This is a genomic window from Hallella absiana, from assembly GCF_025457485.1.
Classification (GTDB): domain Bacteria; phylum Bacteroidota; class Bacteroidia; order Bacteroidales; family Bacteroidaceae; genus Prevotella; species Prevotella absiana.
Genome location: NZ_JAMXSP010000005.1, coordinates 117686 through 142560 on the forward strand (window position 1 = coordinate 117686; position 24875 = coordinate 142560).

Consider the following 24875-nt stretch of genomic DNA (forward strand, 5'->3'; position numbering starts at 1 on the left):
ATAAAAAGAGTCCATATCCATCAAGAAAGAAGAGAAATCGGTCAAGGGACAAGCCCTTGACCTTTTTCTTTAGGCATTCAACTTTTTAAGTATCTTGTGTGCCGTTCCCGTAGCAATTTCCGTGCTGTGGCGCGGCACCCATTCAAACTTTCCAGTCTTGGGATTAACCCATTTGTCATGCCTTGAACCGTTTCGAGACAGGACGCATCCCGCGTCTTTCAGTCTCTTTTCTAATTCTCTTCTTTTCATAATTTCAATGAACTCTTTGTCTTATTGACACTGCAAAGGTAGCTAAAAAGTTATAAACCGCCAAATGCTTATATAACTTTTTTGCTACCTATTGGAGATTTAACATTTCACCAATGCCAAAGGCCGGCTTTCTCACGAAAACCGGCCTTCCTGTTACTCAAATCACTTGCTTAATCTAATTTGACGTTATGAACTTCACTAAATCGAGGAAAGGATATTCCTATGTATTTTAATTTTATCCTATTGAGGGTACTGATAAAGTTGTGATTAGCAAAAAATTGATTACCTTTGCAGAGACAGTAACAGCTTGATAATTTTTTTTATGCAATGTCTTTGAGTCAAGGAAATGTAGCAACTCTGTTCTTTGCATTCTAATAAAAACAGAATAGGCGAGCCCTAAGGCTCGCCTAATTGTGAAGGGAGGTATGTGGTCACCTCCTCATTATCCTGATCAACCGATATGTATATTCCAATCATTATTAGACTCAATATTGGGCTTTCGTCGTGTGACCTTTGCTTGCCCTGTTGGTCTTTTTACCCTTTTACTTTTTTATCTTTTCACGATGATCTTCTCGGCTTTGTATCCGGCACCTTGGTAGTTGCGGACGCGGATGTTGAGACCCTGACGAGGTGATGACAGACGAGTGCCTTGGAGGGCATAGTAATATGTCTGGGAAGGCTTTTCGATGAGGTCGTCAGCGATGCTGTTGGTGATGACCACTGTTGCTTCAGGGCCTAAGCCTCCCATGGCGTTGGCAGCACGGACAGAGTAGGTCTTGGCTTTGCCGTCGACAGAGAGGCTGGTGGCGGTGGTGAAGTCCAGCAACTTGCCGTCGGCGAAGACAGCGTAGGCGGTGGCACCTTGGGTTGTATTCCATGAGAGGATGCCGGCGGAGAGTTTGGCTCCCGTAACAGTCAACTGTGTGGCGAGAGACTTGGGATCCCAATTGGTGAACATCTTGTCGTAGTCATAGGCAGCGGCTTGCGTGGCAGAGAGGATGGTCTCGATATTGCCGCCCCAGGACGCGATGATGTTGCTGGAGGGAGTGATGTTCTGTCCGGCTGCATTCTTTGTTCCGTATTCGCCATAGACCTTCGGGTCGGTGTTGTTCATACCTTTCTGAGTCCATCGTGAGGAGACGATAGTGGCAGCGGCATTGTCGTCAAGGGTGGTGTTGAGGAACACGCAAATGGGTTTGCCTTGCCAGGTGCGGCCATAGTTCCAGTCACCTTTGCCCTTGGCCAAGTCCACGATGGAGCAGTCGTCGAAGACATAGCCATAGTTGGTAGTGGTTGTGGGGGCTGTGATGGTGCGTCCGCCTTCGCCTTTGGCATTGCGTGGTTCGAGAGAGAGCGTGGTGTGCAGGAAGCGTACGTCACCGCCACCACAGATGAAGTCCACAGTGCCGTGGATGTCGCAATCCTCGAAGTAGCTCTGCATAGCATTGTTCTGACTGTAGTAGGTATCCTGATAGGAGAGCATCTTGACGTTGCGGAAGATGGTGCGGTCGCCACGGTCCTGCCATACGGCGGCACGTCCGGCAGCCCCTGCGCCATAGTAGTCGAGCGCGTTTTTCAGCGTAAGATCCTGGAGATAGAGATCCTTTTTGGTGTTGAGAAACAGATCAGCTTTGCCGAGCCCTTCGATGGAGGCATCCGGTGCGGTGACGATGATCGTGCTGTCGGTGTTTTGTCCGATGAGTGAGAGCTTGTCGATGGGTAACTGCTGTTCGGTAGCCTTGCCTAAGTCATAGACACCGTTGGGCAGGAATACTTTTGTGCGTGAGGAGGCGTCACCGTAGGCAGCGATCATGTCGAAGATGTTGAGCAGACTGCAGGCACTGCCTGCTTCAGCCACGTAGTAGCCTTCATCGTTCTTGGCAATGTCGCCGTTGCCCATGTTGATGACGGTGAGAGCATGGAGATAAACCTCACCGTCGGGGAAAGACAACGACAGATCATCAGCCTTACCAGTATATCGGATGGCCGTGCGTGTGCCGTCGGTAGTGGGGATGGCGATGGTTCCGAGAATGTTGCCTTTGGAGTCGGAGAGTGTCAAGGCCGTCTTGCTATATTTGCAGGCTTCCACGATGACGATGGCATTGCCCGTAACAGGCAGCGTGATGGAGCCCGGCTTGAAATAAAGGCCATGTTGAGGACCATTGTAGCTGTAGGCTGACAGAGGCAGAAAGCCTTCGTGATCCTCGGCATAGAAGTATTTGTCTTTCAGGTTGTAGGCATGACGCTCGTTGGGCTCATCGTTTTCGATGTCAGTGACCAAGGCATAGAGGTTCAGCTCTTTCTCGTTCACAGTGGTTGCGGCGTTGGCTTTTTCTTCGCCGCTGGCTTGAAAGAGCCATCCACGAAACTTGCTGCCAGAGGGTACGGTGACAGTCGCGCCGTCGTTGAGTTTGTTGATTGGGTCGCCTTTCTCGACAGCCTGCTTGGCGATTACCTTGTCATCGGTGTCGTGGTAGAGGACAGTATAGTTAGGTTTCCAAACGAAGTGAACGATATAGGTCTTGGTGGTTCCGGTTGCGGCGAGTGCTACGGGAATGGTGACATCGCAGGCCGGCTTGCTGCCGTTGACATCGCTGGATACCTCTTTATAAGTAATGGTGCCAATAGTACCATTGCCCACAGTGGTGGTGATGGCATTAGAGGCACTGACCATATCAGACCTTTTGCTCACCTCTACAGTGCCCTCATAGTTGCCATTGGCATTTTCGGTAAAAAAGTCCTCTGCGGTGTACTCCTTGCCGTAGGCGGAAAAGGAGGCGAGAGAAGGCTGATTGCCAGTGCTCACATTGCCGTAGATGTCGAGTTGGAAGAGATAAGCATTTTGTGAAGCGTTGAGATTGGTGAAGCGCAGTTGACAGTTGGTGCGGTTGACATCCACTTCGACATCTGTGCCTTGTTGCGTAGTAGCTACGGCATTGCTCAGCACTGTCCAGTCTGTGTCGCCGTCGCCTTTAGCCTCCAATTTCCAACCACGATTGCTGCCCGTGGCTCCATGGCGAAAGTGCACACGGGTGATGCTGGCCAGTGGAGAGGTGATGACGTAAGGATCAGCGCTTTTGCTACACATCAGATAGCCGCCCGTCCAGTTGGGAAACTTAGTCGTGTTTTGGTTGGTGGAACAGATCTGTGTGTCGAAGATGGAAAAGGTGAGCGTCTCATGGCTATACTTCGTTGATTGCGTCACCGTCGTTTCTGTCGTGCTGGCCTTGACATCTGTCCAATCGGTGAAAGTCGTAGAGTAGAGGGCCTTCTCGGTTTTGGCGTCAGAAGGCGTATTAGGATTTGCTGGTGTCACCCGCTCCACGATTTTGCCGGAGTAATAGTCTAATCCGTCGGCCTTCGTGCAAGTGGGATAATATTCGTTGACATTGGTGATGGCATCCTTGTTTTCAGCCTTCATGATGTCCTCAACCAAAGAGTTGGCATAGACTTCGAGATTGGTATAATAGCCTTTCGCATCCAGTGTGTATGTGCTGGCATCACTGGCATCGTTGGGATTGAGACCGTTGGCCTTCTCCCAGACGTCCGGCATGCCGTCGCCGTCTCTGTCGAAGTCAGCAGCCCGCTTGCCGGTGGGGAAGTTGGCCTCAGTATAACCATCTACATCGCTGACCTTGTCAATGAGCCCCTTGATGCCTGTCACAGACCCCGTGTAGGTAGATGTTCCATTCTTTGCCTCTGTCATATAGCGGTTGTCCACATCGTCGCGGAAGAGCGAAGCACCGCCATAGGCTATGATCTTGCTGTAGGCATTCTCGGCGGAGTGGGTAGTCACCTCACCGGTAGGAGCCACGGCCTTGTCAAGTTTGATGCGCACGCAAGGGATGCCCTGGGCATTGTTGACATGCTCCACATCCTTACCATAGGCGTAGAGTGAGTCTTTGGTGTATTCCTCGCCATTGATGGTCTGCACGCCATCGTCGTATTTCACGCCTTTCCAGTCGTAGTTGGCGCCATAGACTTTGCCCTCGCTGTCCTTAGCGTCGACATAGTTGCCGCTGATATAGTAGCGGCTGGTCATGTCGAGATAGGTCTTCTCGTCGGCGGACGTCGTGCTGTTGGCAATAGAGATGGTGGTGATGCGGTTTTTGTTTTTTACCTCGGGCGTAGCCTTATAGTAGTTGTTCACCATGTTGATGTAGCCGCCACCGGGACCGCCATAGCATCCTCCTGTACCCCAGTCGAAGATGAGGCAGTTGCGGAAGTCGACATTCTCGGCTTGCACGGCATTGGGCCATTTGTAGGTGGAGTAGAGGCTGTTGGCGTTGTATCCCGTCCAGTTGTAGCGTGCGCCATTGAAGCGGGGTGCGCGGTTGGCCACGTGGGCGATCATGTTGTGGTGGAAACTGGCGAGCTTGCCGCCCCAGATGCCGCCATAGCCGTGAGCTCCCTTGTCGTGTCCTGCATTGTTGAGGCTCTCGCCGAGAGTGCACCACTGCATGGTGAAGTTGTTGTTGTCGTAAAAGGATCCCACTTCGTCGATGCTCCACGACAGTGAGCAGTGGTCGAGGATGAGCCCGTTGAGGTTCTTGCCCCAGCAGGCGTCAGCGCCGTCGTCGCATTCCTTTTCCTGTCCGCGTCTGACACGTATGAACCGGATGATGTTGTTGTCACCGGGTCTGACGGTATAGTATCGGAGCGTGATGCCGGGGTAGGGGGCTGTCTGTCCGAGGATAGTGGTGTTGGCACCAATCTTCAGTTCAGATGACAATGGGATGACACCGCCCACATCGAAGACGACGATTTTCTTGTCGGCACCTTTTACGGCGGCCCGCAGTGATCCGGTTCCGGAGTCGTTGAGATTGGTCACATGCACGACCTTGCCTCCACGTCCGCCGGTGACATAGCGACCGTTGCCCTCTGCGCCGGGAAATGCCGGAGCCTGTGCCCATGTGGTGGCACAAAGACCTAAGGCCGCGATGGTTAGTAATGGTTTACTGTTCATACGTAATAGTTGGTTTTGTATAAAATGGTTAAATGATTCTCTTTTATCGCTGCTGCAAAAATAAAAGAAATAGTTGAGAGTGAAGTTTTTTAGATTCCGCTTCTTTTTCCTGATAACTTTTCTTCCCCTATTTCAGAACGAATGTACACCTTCGCAGGCATCACGGCTATAGACTTATGGGGGTACAAAAAAACGCTGCCTTCCAAAATGAATTCGGAAGGCAGCGCCTATCTGTGATGTGGGTTACACCTTATTATATATATAGCATGGAAGATGACCGTGCTTTATGAAATAAGACTTACCCCTTATGTTTCTTACAGTTCGATGAGCTCGATGATCTTGTCCACGGCAGCAGAGAGACCGTCAGCGTTCTTGCCACCGGCCTGAGCGTAGTGAGGCTGACCACCGCCACCGCCCTGGATGAGCTTTGCGGCCTCGCGGATGATCTTACCGGCGTTGAGTCCATGACTCTTCACCATGTCGTCGGAGAACATCACGGAGAGCAATGGACGATTTTCGTGACGGGAACCCAACACACAGACGAGGTTCTCGGGGATCTGCTCGCGCACCTTGAAGACAATGTCCTTGGCAGAGGCTGGGTCAACGGGCAGCACAGCCTTGACGACTTTCACGCCGTTGACATCCTGAGCGTGCTCAGCGAGTGTCTTTGCCGTACGGTCTACGGTCTGTTGCCGGAAGCCTTCCACCTGCTTCTTCAGTGCTGCGTTCTCAGAGATGCTCTTCTCGATGGTGGCCTTGAGATCCTTGGCATTGTTGAACAGAGCCTGGATGTCTTTCATCATGTCTTCTACCTCATAGATAGCCTCTTCGCAAGCCTTACCAGTGAGAGCCTCGATGCGGCGCACACCGGCAGCCACGCTGCTCTCAGAGATGATCTTGAAGAAACCGATGTGGCCGGTGCTCTTCACGTGGATGCCACCGCAGAACTCGCAACTCGGTCCAAAGCGTACCACACGCACCTTGTCGCCGTACTTCTCACCAAAGAGGGCTACAGCACCCAGTTCCTTAGCCTCGGCTAACGGCATGTTGCGGTGCTCCTCCAATGGGATATCCTGACGGATCATATCGTTGACGATACGCTCCACCTTGCGCAGCTCCTCGGGAGTGACCTTCTGGAAGTGGGAGAAGTCGAAACGCAGTGTGTCGGCGTCGACATAAGATCCCTTTTGCTCCACATGATCACCGAGTACCTGCTTCAGCGCATAGTCGAGCAGGTGAGTGGCAGAGTGATTGGCAGCAGAGCCGTTGCGCTTGTCAATATCTACGCAAGCCATGAAGTCAGCCTCTGGATTCTTTGGCATTTGCTTCACGATATGTATGCTCTGGTTGTTCTCGCGTTTGGTGTCGATAACGTTGACGGTCTCATCGCTGGAGACGAGCACGCCCTGATCGCCGACCTGACCACCCATTTCTCCGTAGAACGGCGTGTGGTCGAGAACGACCTCATAGAAAGTGTTCTTCTTCTGAGTTACCTTGCGGTAGCGGAGGATGTGGCACTCATATTCCGAGTAGTCATAGCCGACAAATTCCTGCTCGCCCTGGCGCAGCTCCACCCAGTCGCCGTTCTCCACAACGGCAGCGTTGCGGGCGCGTGCCTTCTGCTTCTCCATCTCTACGTCGAAACCTTTCTCGTCGACGGTGTAGCCGTTCTCGCGGCAGATGAGTTCTGTGAGGTCAAGAGGGAAGCCATAGGTGTCGAAGAGACGGAAGGCACTCTCGCCGTCGAGTTCTGTCTTACCGTGAGCACGCAGTTCGTCCATGTCGCCGTTGAGCAGCTGGATACCCTTGTCGAGGGTACGCAGGAAGCTGTCCTCCTCCTCTTTCATCACGCGGCTGATGAGTTCCTGCTGAGCAGGCAGCTCGGGATAAGCTTCGCCCATCTCCTGCACGAGTACGGGCACGAGCTTGTAGAGGAATGCACTCTTCTGGTCGAGGAAGGTATAGGCGTAGCGGACAGCACGGCGCAGAATGCGACGGATGACATATCCGGCCTTGGCGTTGCTGGGCAGCTGGCCGTCGGCGATGGAGAAGGCCACGGCACGCAGGTGGTCGGCAACCACACGCATGGCGATGTCGATCTTTTCCTGCTCGTTGGCACCCTCACCATTCTCGCCGGTCGGTGTGGTGAAGCCATATTTCTTTCCGGAGAGATTCTCTATCTCCTTGATAATGGGCTGGAAGATATCCGTGTCGTAGTTGGAGTTCTTACCTTGCAGCATGCGCACGAGACGCTCAAAGCCCATACCCGTATCGATGACGTGCATAGGCAGTGGTTCCAGGCTGCCGTCGGCCTTGCGGTTGAACTGCATGAAGACGATGTTCCAAATCTCGATGACCTGTGGGTCGTCTTTGTTGACGAGCTCGCGTCCGGGCACTTTGGCTTTCTCGCTGTCGGGGCGGGAGTCTACGTGGATCTCAGAGCAGGGGCCGCAAGGACCGGTCTCACCCATCTCCCAGAAGTTGTCGTGCTTGTTGCCGTTGATGATATGGTCGGCAGGTACGTGCTTGCTCCAGTACTTGGCAGCCTCGTCGTCACGCTCCAGTCCTTCCGAGGGATCGCCCTCGAAGACGGTGACATAGAGATCGGCGGGATTGAGGTGCAGCACGTCCACGAGATATTCCCAGGCATAGTCGATGGCACCCTCTTTGAAGTAGTCACCGAAGCTCCAGTTGCCGAGCATCTCGAACATCGTGTGGTGGTAAGTATCGTGTCCCACCTCTTCCAGATCGTTGTGCTTACCGCTGACGCGCAGACATTTCTGTGAGTCGCAGCGACGACGTGGATTAGGGTCCTTGGTGCCAAGGATGATGTCTTTCCACTGGTTCATACCTGCATTCGTAAACATCAACGTCGGGTCGTCCTTGATAACCATCGGGGCAGACGGAACGATGACGTGTCCTTTCGACTCAAAGAACTTCTTAAACGAGTCGCGGATTTCATTTGCTGTCATCATGATGATATATGTTTTATTTGTTTCCTTTATTCTTTTGACATACAGGTGCAAAGGTACTAAAAAGATTGCAGAAATGATTCTTTTTTGTTATCTTTGCCCCAAAATAGTAAAATTATCAGGCTATGGTGCTGAAAACAGACAAGCCCAAGCGGCTTTATTACTCGATCAAGGAGGTGGCTGAGATGGTCGGCGTGGCGGAAAGTACGTTGCGCTACTGGGAGAAGGAATTCCCCAACCTCCATCCTAAGACGGTGCCCGGAACCAAGGTGCGGCAGTACAGTGAGGATGACATCAAAGAGGTGAAGGTCATCTATAACCTCATCAAGGTGCGTGGCTTCAAGATTGCCAATGCGCGGAAATATCTTCGTGAAAACAAAGACGGTGCCGACCGCTCGCAAGAGTTGTTGACTACGCTCATCACTGTGCGTGATGAACTGCAGCGACTCAAAAGCAGTCTTGACACGTTGGTGTAAGGTCTCAAAGGCAGACTTGACGCACTTGTGAGGCTAAGGCTCATAAAAAGGTAGGACGATCTGCTTGTTATCGAGCCTTCTTATTGAGAATCTCGATCATCTCTTTGGCGGCAGTGTCGGGCGCGCTTTGCTTGCCCAATCGCTCAGCAACGAGTTGGTAGCCTTGGAGCATGGTGGCTCTGTCAGGCTGTCCCGGTAGTATGCGGTCCAGTTCGTGGCGGATATTCTTCACGCTGAAGCGGTCGGCAAAGAGTTCTGTGACGATCTCTTTGTCGGCAATGAGATTAACGAGACTGATAAAGCGGCATTGAATGATGTGGTTGAAAGCCCAGCGAATCAGCGGGCCAACGGGAGTCTTGTAGCATACGACTTGCGGTACACCAAGCAGTGCGGTCTCAAGTGTTGCCGTGCCACTGGTAACCAGTGCAGCGGCGGCATGAGAGAGCAACTGATAGGTTTCTTCGCTCACCTTGCTGACGGGCTGTCCTTTGAGTATGCGGCTATAATAGTCATCGTCAATGGATGGCGCTCCTGCCAACACCATCTGATAGCCCTTCTCATCCTGACAATAGGGAAGGGCAGCTGTGATCATTGTGGGCAGGTTGTCTTTGATCTCTTGTTTGCGGCTGCCGGCGAGCAAAGCAAGAATTGGACGCTTGGGATCCAAGCCATGGCGCAGACAGAAGGCTTCTTTAGACTCATGGTAGTTGTCACGAAACGTTTTCACCTCTTCCGCGGTAGGGTTGCCGACGTAGTGGATAGGGTAGTGGTGCTTGTGCTCGAAAAAGTCTACCTCAAAGGGAAGTATGGAAAAGAGCTCATTGATATCACGGCGGATCGCTTTGATGCGCCATTCCTTCCATGCCCATATCTTCGGTGAGATATAGTAGAAGACTGGCGTGCCCACCTTGGCATGTACGAACTTGGCGATACTCAGGTTGAATCCCGGATAGTCGACGAGGATTACCACGTCGGGCGCCCATCTCATGATGTCTTCCTTGCATTGCGCCATGTTGCGCAGTATGGTACGGGCATGGAGCAACACAGGGATGAAGCCCATGTAGGCCAAGTCTTTGTAGTGCCGGAAAGGCTTACCGCCCTCGGCCGCCATCATGTCTCCACCGATAAAGCGGAAGGTGGCCGCCGTGTCCTGCTCTTTGAGGCTGTGCATCAGTCGGCTGGCATGCAGGTCGCCGGAAGCCTCACCTGCTATGAGATAATATTTCATGTGTCGTGTCTATCCAAGTTGATGTTTCTATCCAAGTTAACTTTCAGATACTTTTTTTTATAGCGTCTATTCCTTATTTAATATCCCAACCGCGTACCGTGTCCATGAAGTCGTAAGCGGTGACGTCGATGGTGGTCGGCGTGATAGCTACATAGCCGTGGTTGAGCGCCCACTGGTCGCTGTCTTCAGCCTGAGGTTCGTCGTTGCGATATTCTCCTACTACCCAGAAATAGTCATAGCCTCTTGGGTGGTGCTCTTTGACGATCTCGTTGATCCAGCTGCCCCGTGTCATCCGGCAAACCTTCACGCCCTTGAAAGTCTCAGTGGCTGGGAAGTTGACATTGAGGCAAACGCCATTAGGCAGACCTTCTGCCAGCACTTTGCTGACAATCTGCTCCACGTAGGGGCGAAGGGGCTCAAGGTTGGCGTCCTCGTTGTAGAAACAACTGGAGAATGCGATGGAAGGAATGCCCTTGAGGCAGCCCTCCTTGGCGATGCCCATTGTGCCACTGTAATGATTATTCACTGAGGAATTATCACCGTGATTGATGCCGCCAAGGATCAGGTCAGGCTTACGCTCCTTGCAAAACTGGTCGATAGCGATCTTCACACAGTCGACAGGCGTACCTGTGCATGACCACACTCTGGTGTCACCCATGTTGTGCCGTGGTTTGAGTCGCAGGTAATCTGTCGCGGAAAAGGCGCAAGAGTATCCAGAACGTGCGCTCTCAGGTGCCACGACGAGAACATCAGCCAGTGGGCTGACAATGTCTACAAGCTTCTTGATGCCGGGAGAATGGTAGCCGTCATCATTGGAAATCAATATCAGAGGTCTGTTGCTTTTCATCTGTTTAATATTAATTGTCTTGCAAAAATACGAAAAAACCTATAATAATTGGCATTTTCGTCTAAAATATGTATCTTTGCAATCATAATTCCATGTCTGCCCATGAGGAGGAAAGGGTAACGACATCCATCAGGCAGACATTAAAGACGAATAGAAATGGCAAAAATAATAGCTTTGGCCAATCAAAAGGGCGGCGTGGGCAAAACCACGACAACCATCAATTTGGCGGCCTCTCTTGCTACATTGGAGAAATCGGTGCTCGTTGTGGATGCTGACCCTCAGGCAAACGCGTCCAGCGGACTCGGTGTAGACCTTAGTGAAGTGGACTGTTCGCTCTATGAGTGCATCATCGATCACGCTGATGTGAGGGATGCTATCTATACGACGGACATTGAGAAGCTGGACATTATTCCCAGCCATATCGACTTGGTAGGTGCTGAGATTGAGATGATCAACCTCAAGAACCGTGAGAAGGTCATTAAAGGTATATTGGATCCCTTGCGCGACGAGTATGATTATATCCTCATCGACTGCTCACCCTCATTGGGTCTGATCACTGTCAATGCCTTGACGGCAGCCAACTCGGTGATCATTCCGGTGCAATGCGAGTACTTCGCACTGGAGGGTATCAGCAAACTGCTCAACACCATTAAGATCGTCAAGAGCAAACTCAACCCGAAACTCGAAATCGAAGGTTTCCTGCTGACTATGTATGACAGCCGATTGAGACTTGCCAACCAAATCTATGATGAGGTGAAGCGTCATTTCCAGGAACTGGTCTTCAAGACTGTGATCCAGCGCAACGTGAAACTCTCGGAGAGTCCCAGCCATGGTCTGCCGGTGATTCTCTACGACGCAGACTCTACCGGAGCGAAAAATCATCTCGCTCTCGCCAAGGAGATCATAGAGAAAAACGAATGAGAGAATAGAATGTTGAATGTTGAGTGTTGAATAATGAATGTTGCATGTTGAATTCTACACTCGCATCATTCAACTTTCAACTCTCAACTTTCAACTCTCAACTCTCAACTTTCAACTTTCAACTCTCAACATTGCAATATGGCAGTACACAAGAAATATAATGCTTTGGGCCGCGGCCTTGACGCGCTGATCTCTACAGAGTCGGTGCGCACGCAAGGTTCGTCGACCATCAGCGAAATACCTCTCGACCAGATAGAGCCCAATGCCGACCAGCCGCGAAGCCTTTTCGACAGTGAGGCATTGCAGGAACTGGCCAACAGCATCCGTGAGATAGGCATCATTCAGCCCATCACATTGCGGCAGATTGCCGAGAACCGCTTTCAGATCATTGCCGGTGAGCGTCGCTGGCGTGCCTCGCAGTTGGCTGGTAAGACGACGATTCCGGCATATATCCGTACCATCAAGGACGAGAATGTCATGGAGATGGCGCTCGTGGAGAACATCCAACGTGAGGATCTCAATGCCATAGAGATTGCCTTGGCTTACGAGCATCTGTTGGAGAACACCGGCATGACGCAAGAAAAGGTGTCGGAAAGAGTGGGAAAGAGCCGCACCGCCATCACCAACTATCTGCGACTGTTGAAGTTGCCGGCGCAAGTGCAGATGTCTTTGCAAAAGAAAGAGATCGACATGGGTCACGCCCGTGCGCTGCTGGCTCTCGACAGTCCTTCGTTGCAGTTGAAGGTGTTCAAGGAGATACTCAAAAACGGATGGTCGGTCAGAAAGGTTGAAGAGATGGTGCAGCACCTCAAAAATGGTGAGGACATTGAGAGCGGAAAGAAGAAGATCGCTGCCAAGGCTCAACTGCCGGAGACTTATTCCCAAGCTCGTGACCGCCTCTCTGGCGTGCTGCATACCAAGGTGGCTGTGACATGCACCAGCAAAGGCAAGGGTAAGATCAGCATACCTTTCAATAATGAGCAGGATTTCGAGAAGTTGATGGGAATCTTAGACCAACTCAAGCAAGAACAATAAATAGACGTGTGAAGACACTGAGACATATAATTATGAAGGCAGGACTCTCTGCCTTACTGCTGATGGTGATGCTGCCGGCAGTTGCCCAGCATCATGCGAAGGCAAAACAAAAGCAGGAGGCTGAGCCTGACACGATGCTCATCGACAGCGCTCGTGTCATGGGCCTGACAAATGACGGGCAGCCTCTCGCTGTGCTGAGTGACAGTGCTCATCAGCGCAAGCACCGCGATTGGGCTACATGGAAGCCTGAGCCCAAACGTGCTTTGTGGCTGGCACTCGTGCTGCCCGGAGCCGGACAGATCTATAACCGTAAATACTGGAAGCTGCCGATCTTCTATGGTGGATTTGTCGGTTGCGCTTATGCGTTGCGATGGAACAACATGATGTATCGCGACTATAGTCAGGCTTATCTCGACATCATGGACAACGACCCGACAACAGAGAGCTACAACAAGTTTCTGCATTTGGGTTCGACAATCACTCCGGAGAATGCGGACAAATGGAAAGATGTGTTCCGCAAGCGTAAGGACCGCTATCGCCGTTGGCGCGACATGAGTGTGTTTGTGATGATCGGCATCTATGGTCTGTCTGTTGTCGACGCTTATGTCGATGCATCGCTCTCGCAGTTCGACATCTCTCCAAACTTGAGTCTGCGTGTGTCGCCGACTGTTATCACCAACGACACAGGCAACTCGCTGCTCGCCTTGCGCCAAAGTGGCATTGGCTTGCAGTGTAGCATAAACTTTTAGAATATAATTATGAGAAAAACATATATCATCGTCATGCTGCTGTTGTTGGCTTTCGTCCCCTCTGCTCGGGCGCAGGTCAACCAGGAGAAGACTGTGACTGTCTCCAACGCCAATGGCAAGGAAGAGCAAATTGACCTGCCTACGTCCATGACGGAAGAGCTCGACAGCACTACCCAAATCTATAAGGCCAAGAACTATCTGAGCCGCGATCCCAACTGCAATATGCCAGACGTCAACCGCACTTACTCCGCCGAGGTCTATAAGCAACGGTTGAGCAAGTTGCCCACCATCATCGAGATGCCTTACAACGACATCGTGCAGAAGTTCATTGACCGCTACACGGGCGAGCTACGCCATTCTGTCGGCTATATGCTTGGAGCGCAGAACTTCTATATTCCGGTCTTTGAGGAAGCATTGGAGGCCTACGACCTGCCGCTGGAGTTGAAATATCTTCCCGTCATCGAGTCAGCCCTCAATCCTCAGGCTGTCTCCCGTGTGGGTGCTGTGGGCCTTTGGCAGTTTATGATCACAACGGCCAAGCGCTACGATCTCACCGTCAACTCTTTGGTCGATGAGCGTCGCGACCTTTACAAGGCCTCTTATGCCGCCGCACATTATCTGAGCGACCTCTATAAGAAATTGGGTGACTGGAACCTCGTCATCGCTGCATACAACTGTGGTGCTGACAAGATCAAGAAGGCCATCCGCCGCTCGCGTGGTGAGCGTGACTACTGGAAGATCTATCCGCGTCTGCCCAAGGAGACCCGTGGCTATGTGCCGGCATTCATTGCTGCCAACTACATCATGAACTATTATTGCGACCACAATATCTGTCCTTTGAAGACAACACTGCCCGCAAAGACCGACACTGTGATGGTCGACCATGATGTGCATTTCGAGCAGATTGCCCATGTGTTGGGGATGGACATCGACGAGCTGCGTGATCTCAATCCTCAGTACCGTCGTGATATCGTCAACGGCAACAGTGGACAGGCTTCGCTCAGACTGCCGGAAGCAATGATCAATAAGTTCATCGACAACGAGGACTCTGTCTACGCTTATACTCCGGACAACTATCAGCCCAAGCGTACGGAGGTGGAGGCTGAAGGCGGACGCTATGTGGTGAACAAGAATCAAGTCACACTCGTGTCAAGTACTTCAGGTAAGAAGAAAGCCGATGACAACAAGGCAGACAAAGCAGAGGCGACACCGGCAACGCCGAAGGACGACAATACATCTGTTGGCGACGGGCAAAAGACCGTCAGCACTAACGACAGCAATGATGACAGCGAGCAGACTGAGCGCTCTTCGCGTAAGCGCAGCTATCGCTCACGGAAAAGCCAAAGCAGCTCTAAGAACTCAAGAAGTTCAAAGCGTCAGAGCAAGAAGAGCAAAAAGAAAAGAAATAAGGGACAGCAGTCCAAGAGCGTAACCGTTAAGAGTGGGGATACCCTCAGTGAAATTGCAGAACGGAACCATACCACGGTGAAGAAACTCCGTAAGTTGAATGGTATCTCGGGAAGCACGATTCAGAATGGAAAGAAGATAAAAGTCAAATAACCTTGTGGCGTATGGACGAATTAGAGCAGAAAAACAAGGAGCGCGAAGCTGCTGACAACAAGATGATCAATGATGCCTTCCAGCATCTGTTGGACACTTATCTCGCTTCGCCGCATCGAAAAAAGGTGGACATCATCACCAAAGCGTTTAACTTCGCCCGCCAGGCTCATAAAGGCGTGCGACGGTTGTCGGGCGAGCCCTATATCATGCATCCTATCGCTGTGGCGCAGATTGCCTGCGAGGAGATGGGGCTAGGCTCTACGAGCATCTGCGCCGCTTTGCTCCATGATGTTGTGGAGGACACTGACTATACCACCGAGGACATTGAGAATATCTTTGGCGAGAAGATCGCCAAGATCGTCGATGGACTTACCAAGATCAGTGGCGGCATCTTTGGTGATCATGCCTCTGCGCAGGCCGAGAACTTCAAGAAGCTGTTGCTCACGATGAGCGATGACATCCGTGTGATCCTCATTAAGATCTGTGACCGACTCCACAACATGCGCACGCTTGCATCGCAGCCTGCCAACAAGCAATACAAGATCGCGGGAGAAACGCTCTATATCTATGCGCCCATCGCCAACCGACTGGGACTGAACAAGATCAAGACGGAACTTGAAGATCTGAGTTTCCGCTACGAGCATCCCGAGGAGTACGCTTCCATTGTCAATAAGTTGTCTTTCACCGAGGAGCAGCGCAATAGGGTCTTTGACGACTTCACGGCACCGATCCGAAAGGCTCTTGATGACATGGGCATCGAATACACCATCAAGGCCAGGGTGAAGAGTCCTTACTCTATTTGGTCGAAGATGCAGAACAAGCATGTCACCTTCGACGAGATCTACGACATCCTTGCCGTTCGCATCATCTTCAAACCATCTGATCCTAAGGACGAAATCAACGAGTGCTTCCGCATCTATGTTGCCCTCAACCAAATCTATAAGAGTCATCCCGACCGCCTGCGCGACTGGGTCAACCATCCCAAGGCCAACGGCTACCAGGCTCTTCACGCCACGATGATGTCACGCCAAGGCCAGTGGATCGAGGTGCAGATTCGCTCACAGCGCATGGATGAGATCGCCGAGCAGGGCTTTGCCGCTCATTGGAAATATAAGGAAGGCGAATACTCTCACGACGATGACGAACTCAACAACTGGCTGAGTACCATCAAGGAGATACTCGATGATCCGCAGCCCGATGCCATGGACTTCCTCGACTCGGTGAAACTCAATCTGTTCTCTTCCGAGATCTTTGTCTTTACTCCCAAGGGTGAGGTCAAGACGTTGCCGGCAGGCTGTACGGTTCTCGACTTCGCCTTTCAAATCCATACCTTCTTAGGCAGCCATTGCATTGGCGCAAAGGTCAACCATAAGCTTGTGCCGTTGAGTCATAAGCTCCAGAGTGGTGACCAGGTCGAGATTCTTACTTCCAACTCTCAGCACGTGCAGCCCGCATGGATCAATTTCGTGTCCACGGCAAAGGCAAAGAGCAAGATTCAGGCTGTGCTCAGACGGGAGAGTAGAGAGATACAGAAGAAAGGTGAGAAAACGCTGAACGACTGGCTTGCCAAAAACGACATGGAACTTTCTACTGCTGTTGTAGACAAACTTTCAGATTTTCACGATATTGCTAAGCATGAGGACTTCTTCGAGGCTTTGGGTGAGCGTACCATCATCCTCGGCGACAAAGATCTCGATGTCCTCCACGGTAAGAAGAAAGATAGCGGTTCGACGGGTTGGCGCAAGTTTGTACCTTTTCTAAACAAAGGAAAGAAGAAGAAGGACGACGACACACCGCAGCTGTTGGTCGTCGGAAAAGACTTCGACAAGAAGAAGCCTTGCATCATCACGGAAGAGACCATCGGCATGTATATCTTCCCCGACTGTTGTCATCCAATACCCGGCGACGACATCTTGGGATTCATCGACGGCAAAAATCGCATCGAGATCCACAAGCGTTCCTGTCCGGTGGCCAGTAAACTCAAGACAAGTTTTGGTCCGCGTATCCTTGATGCCAAGTGGGATATGCACAAGCAACTCTTCTTCGATGCTACCATCGAGGTCAATGGCATCGACCGAAAGGGTATGCTGCGCGATGTCTCTGAGGTCATCTCCAACAAGATGAACGTCAATATCCATAAGGTTGCCTTCACTGCTGATGAGGGTATCTTCAAAGGTTCTATCGAGATCCGCGTCCATGATCGTGAAGAAGTGAAGGTGATTATGGGACGACTGAAGAAGATCCCAGACTTGCAGGAAGTCAAGCAGATATTATAGAGTAGGGCAGAACACTGCTCTCCGCCGCTTTCATCAAGTCTGATGTTGGACCTCCAATGCCACTTGAAACGTTTGATCACTTTTCAAATTAGCTAAAAATACAAGGGACTGCTCTTTCGGGCAGTCCTTTTTTTTCATATTTGAATAATGCTCGAATATGTACGTTAATCGCTAACATCATAAGAAACAAGATTATGTATAAAGGACTTGAAGATGCATGGATTCTGCTCGGATATAAACGTTGAAAGTTCTAATATTTCTTGTCGTTTTCTTGCCAATATAATATATTTTAGTTAAATTTGCAAGCAGATGAGGTGGGGAAGACCGCATTCGAAGATTCCCCCCACGTCTTCTTATCAAAGAGCCGCGGCTCTATGATACCCACCTTTAAAGAGTTAAGGCGGATGAAGTTGACTAAAAAAAGAAATATAGTGCACGGTGCATCCAAGATGTACTGCGCTAAGAGTGACATAGATTAGAAGGAGAAGACCATGCTGGATAGCAGGAACGCGAATTCTAAGTTCCATGACGAACTGACACTTCATGATGGAGACCAAACCGAGGTTGGAGCTGCGAACGACACAGTTTCAACCATAAAAGGTATATACCCGGGAAGCAGCGTCACTGCCTATGAAGGGACAGCGTACACCCCTCACAATCTTACGTGGTGTTATGTCCATGTGCATTACAAGAAGACCAAGGAATTAGAGCAGGACTGCGCCATCTTCGCCGATGCTCCTGTACTTTGTTTTGTAGACCGTAGTACCTCGTCACGTGTGCCCAAGCGGTTAAGTCAAGGCAAACGTGTTGAACACGATACTGGCAGTGGTCTTGTCTTCTTCCAAGGTGAGGCGGCTGATGTCCAGCGCTATTTAAACAACCATTACCCCAATCCCATCCATTTGGTCAAGGATCCCGCCACAGGCATGCCGGCAGTCATCCCCAATGACCAGATGATTCCGTTTATGCAAGCCTCCCGTTTAGGCTCGTCTCTTGTCAGGATCATGGATCATCCCATCAGCTACTATGCTGAGGGGCACAAGCTCATGCGCATCCTTACAGGTATCCTGAAAGGCCGTGAGGGTTACGTTGTCCGCAAGGCCGGTGACCGTAAGTTCATCCTGCCCTTTGGCAACAAGTCGCTATCCATCAGCAATATTCACAAAGAACTGTTCGAAGAGGTTGTAGAGCAAGGTTAAGGACTTCTGCCCTTCTTTTTACGATAACAGACAATCTCGGTAATGGAAATGTATGTCGTGAAGACTGAATTAACATTGCGTTTAACAAAATATTCTTATACTTATTTGCAAGATTCAAAAACATCAGCTAATTTTGCAATGAGCTAAAGAAGGTAGTAATGGAAGATGTTCTTAAAATAGCCTCTTATATATGTGATCGATACTATAAAGAATATGGACACAATATAGACGAGATGAAGTTGCACAAGCTACTTTATCTGACGCAGCGTGAGACTATTATTCAGACAGGTGAGCCATTATTCAACGATCAGTTTGAGGCTTGGAAATATGGTCCGGTTCTATACGTCATCCACAAGCATTTTCAATCAGGGGACTTACATGAGAAATTGTCAATTGAGGCTATAGAGAAGTACAAACCAATATTTGATAAGATCTTTTCTATTTATGCTCCCAAAAGATCATGGAGTCTGAGTACCCTCACCCATGGAGAATATTCATGGCAAAAAGCAAGAGAGGGATATGCTCCTGATGCTTCTTGTAAGATAGAAATCAAGACAGAGGATATTAGGGTAGATGCCGACAGAATCAAGACCAGAAGGGCTATGCTACGTGCTCTTGGCCTCCATGCCACTTCTGTAAAATGAGAATAACAGCTGAACAAAAAGCGATTATTGATAGTCTAAGGTGTGAAAGACTATCAAGAAACCAAGACAATATCAGGCTTGTAGAAGATTTCATCAACGGAAGAAATGATTCTATAGCCCAGACCCTCCGCAATGAGGCATTTAAGGAGGATGAAGATAATATTGTTGCGTATTACGTTGTTAAAGATTCAAGTAATAATATTCTGTTTTATTTCTCATTGAAATGTGGCCAATTATATGATGAGTTCATTGAGGGCGAAAGGCTGAAAATGCTAAGCAAGTTCTATGATCTTGTTGCCACACGTCAAAAAGATGAAAAGGTTTCAGATGATGATAGAAAGGAACTCGAACAAATCTTGGAACTATTAAGGACTAAGAAAGGGGTACGACGAGAGCGAGTTGCAGATGTTCTACATAAAAATGTCACCGACATAGATCTTAACAAGCTTTTTCGGCCAGGGCAACATAATGTTGGTAAGACCTATTCCGGTGTGGAGTTGATGCACTTCTGTGCCAATGACCTATATCATGACGAGTGGCCACTGAAGAACATAAAGCCGTTAGGAGCCGTAGTCTTCTGGCAATTCATAGTTCCACAAGTTATTAACATTATGGAGATTGTGGGTTGTGAATACCTGTTCTTGTTTGCTGCAGACCTTACAGATGACGAGTATCTAGTCAACTATTACCGTGAGCATTTAGGGTTTACTGATCGGATTGAGCATATAGCAGCAATGCCGTTATATGATCTTAATTGCAAGTTTATGTTTCAAAAGACCGTAGACTTGAAAGAAAGAAGAAGTATATTCTTTGAAAACTTCAATCTTGACGAAGATGCTATCTAAAATTTTGCTTTATAGTTCACGCAGATATCACCATGCATATCAACGATATAGTCTGCTGGGCCTCTATGATCTATGAAGAAAAAATTTCCGTGTGATATTCGCACACAAATTCTTGCATACAGATTATTTCATAGCTTTCTGCGCATCTATATGTATATAATCCGTGTAATCCGTTAAATCCGTGAGAAATAAAAACATCCTCCGTGAGAAAGTTCACACAGATCCCACAGATTTCCACAGATGCACCACTATAATCCGTGCAATCCGTTAAATCTGTGAGAAATAAAAACATCCTCCGTGAGAAAGTTCACATAGATTCCACAGATGCACCACTATAATCCGTGCAATCCGTTAAATCCGTGAGAAATAAAAACATCCTCCGTGATAAAGTTCACACAGATCCCACAGATTTCCACAGATGCACCACTATTATCCGTGCAATCCGTTAAATCCGTGAGAAATAAAAACATTCTCCGTGAGAAAGTTCACACGGATTTCACAGATCTCCACAGATGCACCACTATTATCCATGTAATCCGTTAAATCCGTGAGAAATAAAAACATCCTCCGTGAGAAATAAAAAACAATTCGTGTGAAATGACAGAAAGCGAGATTTCATATAAAATACGTGGCGCCATATATGCCGTCTACAATACGCTCGGGCCCGGCCTTCTTGAATCCGTGTATCAGGAAGCATTAGTTTATCAGCTGCGCAAGGATGGTCTTGAAGTTAAGGAGCAGGCACCAGTCCCTATCATTTATGATGGTCATAAGCTAAGTGCCGACCTGCATCTTGATATACTTGTCAATGACACAGTAATTATAGAACTGAAGTCAGTGAGTGAGATGAAGGCACTATTCTTCAAACAAACCCTCACCTATTTAAAACTCTCACATAAGCATCTCGGCATCTTAGTCAATTTCAACACGGACAATATAAACACCTCCATCCACCGGATCCTGAATGGCTACTTATAAAATGACCCACCGATACGCACTATAAATCCATGGGAAAAGTTCACACAGACCCCACAGATTTTCACATATCCTATCTCTAAATCCGTGTAATCCGTTAAATCCGTGAGAAAAAGTCACACGGATTTCACAGATCCACACAGATGCAACAAGAAAAATCCGTGCCATCCGTTAAATCCGTGAGAAAAAAGCCTCGGTGAGAAAAGTCTCACAGATTCCACAGATCTCCACGGATATATGAATCTTTTCACATTTTAAGAACACGGTGTAACTGTTCAGCCATTCCCATCGTAGTTAGGCCGGGGGTATCCCCGTCCTAACATTGGAAAGAAAAAATAGTCATGCTGAAAATTTTCATTTAAAAACTTTGCCCATATCATTTATTTAATTTATCTTTGCAGAAATACTTGTGCCCGAAGCATACGCATCCGGGTATGCAAGGTAAGGAACAAGCAACCGGTTAAAGAGAAAGACTTGGCCAATGGTTAACATTCAATATAGAACCGCACGGAAGGGATCGGCAGCAGCTGTCACCTTCGAAGACATAAAATGATGGGAACCGTAGACGCTGCAAAGCTCTAAGGTCTTTATCATAAACCAATGGAAGACTTTACTTTCCATCCAGGTATATTCATCATCAGAACTGAGGCCCTGCTCGGTTTTGAATCTAGAAGAAATGTGCTGTACCGATGATACAAGAACCCGATAACAACAGTACCTGGGGATATATCTACCGTCATCCGTTGAAGGTATCCCGCTTCCCCAATGAGATGGAATCGGTCTTGGCAGAAGCCCGTGTCAGTCAGGATGCCGTCTTCGTTCCGCGTTACTTCATCCATAAGACCATTAAGGCGGTCAAGAAGCACACGACCGTGCGCGAAGTGGAGGAGATCACACCGATAGGCTTCATCTTCCTTCATGGCACCACCACCCAGCTGCGCCAGTTCCTGACAGACTATTTCTCACAGGATCATCTGATCAATAATCCCCTCACTGGTCTCCCGGCGGAGATTCCCAACAGTCAGATGAATCCCTTCATGCAACTCATCAACAAGCAGCCCGAGCGCATCAAACCGCTCGACAATCCCATCAGCTATTTCAAGCAGCACCCACATATCCGCATCACCTCCGGCCTCCTTGAAGGCTTGGAAGGATACGTCGTCAGAGTCAGTGGCAGCCGCAGCCTCGTCATCGACATCGCTGGCCGCTCCTTCGCCATCAAAGATATCCTCAGAGAAGCATGGGAGACTGTCGAATAACCGGCTCACACTGATAAATCAATTAAACTATTTCTCACAGATCCTACAGATCTCCAAAGGTTTTCAGAACATCAATGATGCATGGATCTGCGGAATCAGCGTAATCTGCGTGGCGTAAATATTCAGTGTGAAGGTTCGCACGCTGATCTCGCAGATTTTACTGGTATTTACCAGTGCATCAATGCACCTTATCCGTGTAATCTATCCGTGCCCTCAGTGTCTCTGTGTGAGATAAATCCCGTGCATCCAAGCACGAAAAGAATCTGCGAGATCTGCGTAATCTGCGTGAAAAAAACTCCGTGTGAACGATCAGAACTTCTCTATATACCCGAACACCTCATGGGCGTTGAGGCACGGACAAGCCTTGGGCGTTGTCCCCGGCAGATCACGATGCCCGACAATCTTAGCATTGGGAAACATCTTGTGGAGGATGGTCAGCAGGTCGGTCAGCCGTTCCGTTTGAGCTGGCGTGCGCGTGTCGCACGGCAGTCCGTTCTCGTCGAGCCCGCCCTCGTAGCAGATGCCGATGGAGCAATGGTTGTAAGGTGCGGCATGAGCCCCGACCTCAAGCAGCATGCGGTGCTGCGTCATGGTACCGTCACGGCGGATATAGAAATGATACCCTATCTTACGGAATTTGCGTGCGCGATGGTCACGGAGCAGTTGCTCCACAGTGTAGTCTTGGTTGCATCTTGTTGCCGAGCAGTGCAGCACTAAATACTTTACGTCGTCGGCAGACATCAAATATCTTTGTCTCATAAATCTATAAGATTAAAAATTGAAGATAATAAATTCTCACAGAGCTCACTGATACTCACAGATGCAATCTTGGTTCAAGTCATCGTGAGCACATAATCCGTGGAATCTGTATGATCCGTGTGAAATGAACCTCAGTGAGACCTTTCGTCATGCGGCAAAGATCAGAAAGCTTATAATCCAGCAAATTACAGGTTCATCTCTCTGCGTTCTTAGTGGCTCTGTGTGAGAACTTTAATTGCTTTGGTAAAACACGAATGCCCAAGACATGGCTTATAGCCAGTAATGAGACATTCGTGTCCTGGTGAGAGGAAACTATACAGCCCCTACGCAAGAGCTGACAGTTAACGCAGTCATGGCAGCGATGATTGCTTGCACGATGGCGTTGATGATTTGCATCCACGTGATCTTGTTCGGATTCTTGTCTGTCATAATTAAAAACTTTTAATAGTTAATAATACGTTTTACATTATTAGAGCTTCTCGATGCTAAGCGTCCTCGTTTCCTCCAGTTCCAGGATTGCTGGTGCTGCCACCCTCGTCAGTAGAAGGCTTAATGTTCTTGACATTAGTCAGGTCGACCGTAGCCGCCCCCGCCTTCTCCGCCTTGAGCGTAGCAGCTTGAGCAAGACGACTTGGAACAGGATTGAACTGAGCACGGTTGAGCAGGTTCTCGAAGTCGGTGCCCGGCGTGAAGACGATGTTCACCGCCTTGATGTTCGACGCGGAGAAGTCCTCCAACTTGTCAGCCCCATCACTGCTTAGCGAGATCCAGAAGTTGCCGAGCTCACCCATTTGCACCTTCTTGCCTTCGAGTAGCATCTCGACCAGACACTCGCACATGTCGATGATCACACCACGCACCGTTCCGCGTGAGAAAACACCGTTGTGAGTAGCGATATGCTCCACAAACTTGCTGAATGTCATCAGCTCTCGCATTTGAGCTTTGGCATACGCCTTAGGCTCCGCTTTTTCGTCCATTCTGTTGGGCAACATGTAAACTGAATAATCAATCATTGTTTTAACGTTTAATTGTTAACTTTTATTTATTACTGGGAGCAGTACGATGTAAGTCAGAAGTGATACGACCGGTCAAGTAATCACTCATAACTAATCACCAACAACTGATTCCGCTTGCAAAGGTAATACATCTGGAAAGCAAAAGCAATTCCGTTCATAAGCGTTCACAAAGCAATCACAATACGTTCACAAACCATTCATTATGACACCATCTATGGACGATAAAGCAAATATTATATTCAACATCAGCGGTGGTAACAACCAAATACTTCCCAATGCCACGCAAGCCACGCAAAACTTCTATGGCGACAAGTATATGGAAGAGATGGCGAAGAAAGGCAATGCCGATGAGGCTCCTGAGATCACGAAGTCCTCGTTGGCGCACTATGTAAATAACCTTAATTCCGCAACACTATAATTTAACTTTATTTATAAGTTCCTGAGCAACAAAAAGTTGCCCAGGATTTTGCCATGTCAGAATTTTCACTTATCTTAGTGTTGCAAAAAGAAAACAAGCAAAACTCTAATATGACATGGCAAAAATACAAATTAAATCTGAGAAACTCACACCTTTTGGAGGAATTTTTTCAATCATGGAGAAATTTGACTCCATGCTTTCACCCGTTATCGACTCAACACTGGGTCAGAGATGCAGCAGTATCTTCGGATATCAGTTCAGCGAGATAGTCCTTTCGCTGATGAGCGTTTATTTCTGTGGCGGCTCATGCGTGGAAGATGTAACGTCACAACTGATGCGCCATCTCTCGTATCATCCTACCCTTCGTACATGCAGCTCTGATACCATCCTCAGAGCCATCAAGGAACTGACACAGGAAAACATCTCCTATACTTCCGACCAAGGCAAGACCTATGATTTCAATACTGCAGACAAACTCAAC

General features: G+C 49.1%; 20 protein-coding genes and 1 pseudogene. 13 read left to right on the forward strand and 8 right to left on the reverse strand.

Annotated features, from left to right (window positions below; genetic code table 11):
* Positions 1-69 precede the first annotated feature (69 nt).
* The 3 genes from NG346_RS04040 to alaS all read right to left on the reverse strand — a co-directional run bounded on the left by NG346_RS04040 (position 70) and on the right by alaS (position 8190).
* Complete coding sequence (locus NG346_RS04040; RefSeq protein ID WP_262279760.1) at positions 70-249, reverse strand: type II toxin-antitoxin system HicA family toxin; 180 nt, start codon at positions 247-249, stop codon at positions 70-72.
* A gap of 550 nt (positions 250-799) precedes the next feature.
* A complete protein-coding gene (locus tag NG346_RS04045) occupies positions 800-5215 on the reverse strand; it encodes a pectinesterase family protein (RefSeq protein ID WP_262279761.1) in 4416 nt (1471 codons plus the stop codon).
* Between the two features lie 314 nt (positions 5216-5529).
* Positions 5530-8190, reverse strand: a complete 2661-nt coding sequence (alaS, locus tag NG346_RS04050) for an alanine--tRNA ligase (RefSeq protein WP_262279762.1) — start codon at positions 8188-8190, stop codon at positions 5530-5532.
* 122 nt (positions 8191-8312) lie between these two features.
* Between alaS and NG346_RS04055 the strand changes: the two genes are divergently transcribed.
* Positions 8313-8663, forward strand: coding sequence for a MerR family transcriptional regulator (locus tag NG346_RS04055; protein ID WP_262279763.1), 351 nt, complete (start codon positions 8313-8315; stop codon positions 8661-8663).
* A gap of 67 nt (positions 8664-8730) precedes the next feature.
* On the opposite strand, the gene lpxB is transcribed toward NG346_RS04055, so the two are convergent.
* Together lpxB and surE are read right to left on the reverse strand one after the other, a co-directional pair.
* Positions 8731-9891 (reverse strand): lipid-A-disaccharide synthase, encoded by a 1161-nt coding sequence (lpxB, locus tag NG346_RS04060; protein WP_262279764.1) that lies wholly within the window; start codon positions 9889-9891, stop codon positions 8731-8733.
* Positions 9892-9964: 73 nt separating this feature from the next.
* Complete coding sequence (gene surE, locus NG346_RS04065) at positions 9965-10738, reverse strand: 5'/3'-nucleotidase SurE (RefSeq protein ID WP_262279765.1); 774 nt, start codon at positions 10736-10738, stop codon at positions 9965-9967.
* Positions 10739-10894: 156 nt separating this feature from the next.
* Here surE and NG346_RS04070 point away from each other — a divergent pair, with 156 nt between their 5' ends.
* The 10 genes from NG346_RS04070 to NG346_RS04115 all read left to right on the forward strand — a co-directional run bounded on the left by NG346_RS04070 (position 10895) and on the right by NG346_RS04115 (position 22201).
* Positions 10895-11659, forward strand: coding sequence for a ParA family protein (locus NG346_RS04070; protein ID WP_262279766.1), 765 nt, complete (start codon positions 10895-10897; stop codon positions 11657-11659).
* Between the two features lie 138 nt (positions 11660-11797).
* On the forward strand, positions 11798-12694 hold the full coding sequence (locus NG346_RS04075; protein ID WP_262279767.1) for a ParB/RepB/Spo0J family partition protein: 897 nt from the start codon (positions 11798-11800) through the stop codon (positions 12692-12694).
* 32 nt (positions 12695-12726) lie between these two features.
* Positions 12727-13443 carry a DUF5683 domain-containing protein gene (locus NG346_RS04080; RefSeq protein ID WP_262279768.1) on the forward strand — a complete coding sequence of 239 codons (717 nt, stop codon included), beginning with the start codon at positions 12727-12729 and terminating at the stop codon, positions 13441-13443.
* Positions 13444-13452: 9 nt separating this feature from the next.
* Complete coding sequence (locus NG346_RS04085) at positions 13453-15003, forward strand: lytic transglycosylase domain-containing protein (protein ID WP_262279769.1); 1551 nt, start codon at positions 13453-13455, stop codon at positions 15001-15003.
* Positions 15004-15014: 11 nt separating this feature from the next.
* Positions 15015-17279: a RelA/SpoT family protein gene (locus NG346_RS04090; protein WP_262279770.1), complete on the forward strand. Its 2265-nt coding sequence runs from the start codon at positions 15015-15017 to the stop codon at positions 17277-17279.
* 491 nt (positions 17280-17770) lie between these two features.
* The gene (locus tag NG346_RS04095) at positions 17771-18478 is read left to right on the forward strand and encodes a hypothetical protein (protein ID WP_262279771.1); all 708 of its coding nucleotides are present in this window, start codon (positions 17771-17773) and stop codon (positions 18476-18478) included.
* A 158-nt stretch (positions 18479-18636) separates the two neighbouring features.
* Positions 18637-19122 carry a Panacea domain-containing protein gene (locus tag NG346_RS04100; RefSeq protein WP_262279772.1) on the forward strand — a complete coding sequence of 162 codons (486 nt, stop codon included), beginning with the start codon at positions 18637-18639 and terminating at the stop codon, positions 19120-19122.
* Positions 19119-19967 carry a hypothetical protein gene (locus NG346_RS04105; RefSeq protein WP_262279773.1) on the forward strand — a complete coding sequence of 283 codons (849 nt, stop codon included), beginning with the start codon at positions 19119-19121 and terminating at the stop codon, positions 19965-19967. Before NG346_RS04100 ends, NG346_RS04105 begins: the two co-directional genes overlap by 4 nt.
* Before the next feature lie 597 nt (positions 19968-20564).
* Positions 20565-20945 (forward strand): GxxExxY protein, encoded by a 381-nt coding sequence (locus tag NG346_RS04110; RefSeq protein ID WP_262279774.1) that lies wholly within the window; start codon positions 20565-20567, stop codon positions 20943-20945.
* A 686-nt stretch (positions 20946-21631) separates the two neighbouring features.
* Positions 21632-22201, forward strand: a complete 570-nt coding sequence (locus tag NG346_RS04115) for a hypothetical protein (protein WP_262279775.1) — start codon at positions 21632-21634, stop codon at positions 22199-22201.
* A 309-nt stretch (positions 22202-22510) separates the two neighbouring features.
* Here NG346_RS04115 and NG346_RS04120 read toward each other — a convergent pair whose 3' ends face one another.
* From NG346_RS04120 to NG346_RS04130, 3 genes are all read right to left on the reverse strand, one after another.
* On the reverse strand, positions 22511-22960 hold the full coding sequence (locus NG346_RS04120) for an N-acetylmuramoyl-L-alanine amidase (protein ID WP_262279776.1): 450 nt from the start codon (positions 22958-22960) through the stop codon (positions 22511-22513).
* A 312-nt stretch (positions 22961-23272) separates the two neighbouring features.
* Entirely contained in the window at positions 23273-23389 is a 117-nt protein-coding gene (locus NG346_RS04125) for a smalltalk protein (protein ID WP_262279777.1), read from the reverse strand.
* Between the two features lie 56 nt (positions 23390-23445).
* Positions 23446-23973 carry an HU family DNA-binding protein gene (locus NG346_RS04130; protein ID WP_262279778.1) on the reverse strand — a complete coding sequence of 176 codons (528 nt, stop codon included), beginning with the start codon at positions 23971-23973 and terminating at the stop codon, positions 23446-23448.
* 217 nt (positions 23974-24190) lie between these two features.
* On the opposite strand from NG346_RS04130, the gene NG346_RS04135 reads away from it, so the two are divergent.
* Together NG346_RS04135 and NG346_RS04140 are read left to right on the forward strand one after the other, a co-directional pair.
* Entirely contained in the window at positions 24191-24394 is a 204-nt protein-coding gene (locus tag NG346_RS04135; protein WP_262279779.1) for a hypothetical protein, read from the forward strand.
* Positions 24395-24509: 115 nt separating this feature from the next.
* Positions 24510-24875: pseudogene (locus NG346_RS04140) on the forward strand (IS1380 family transposase); the annotation flags it as partial.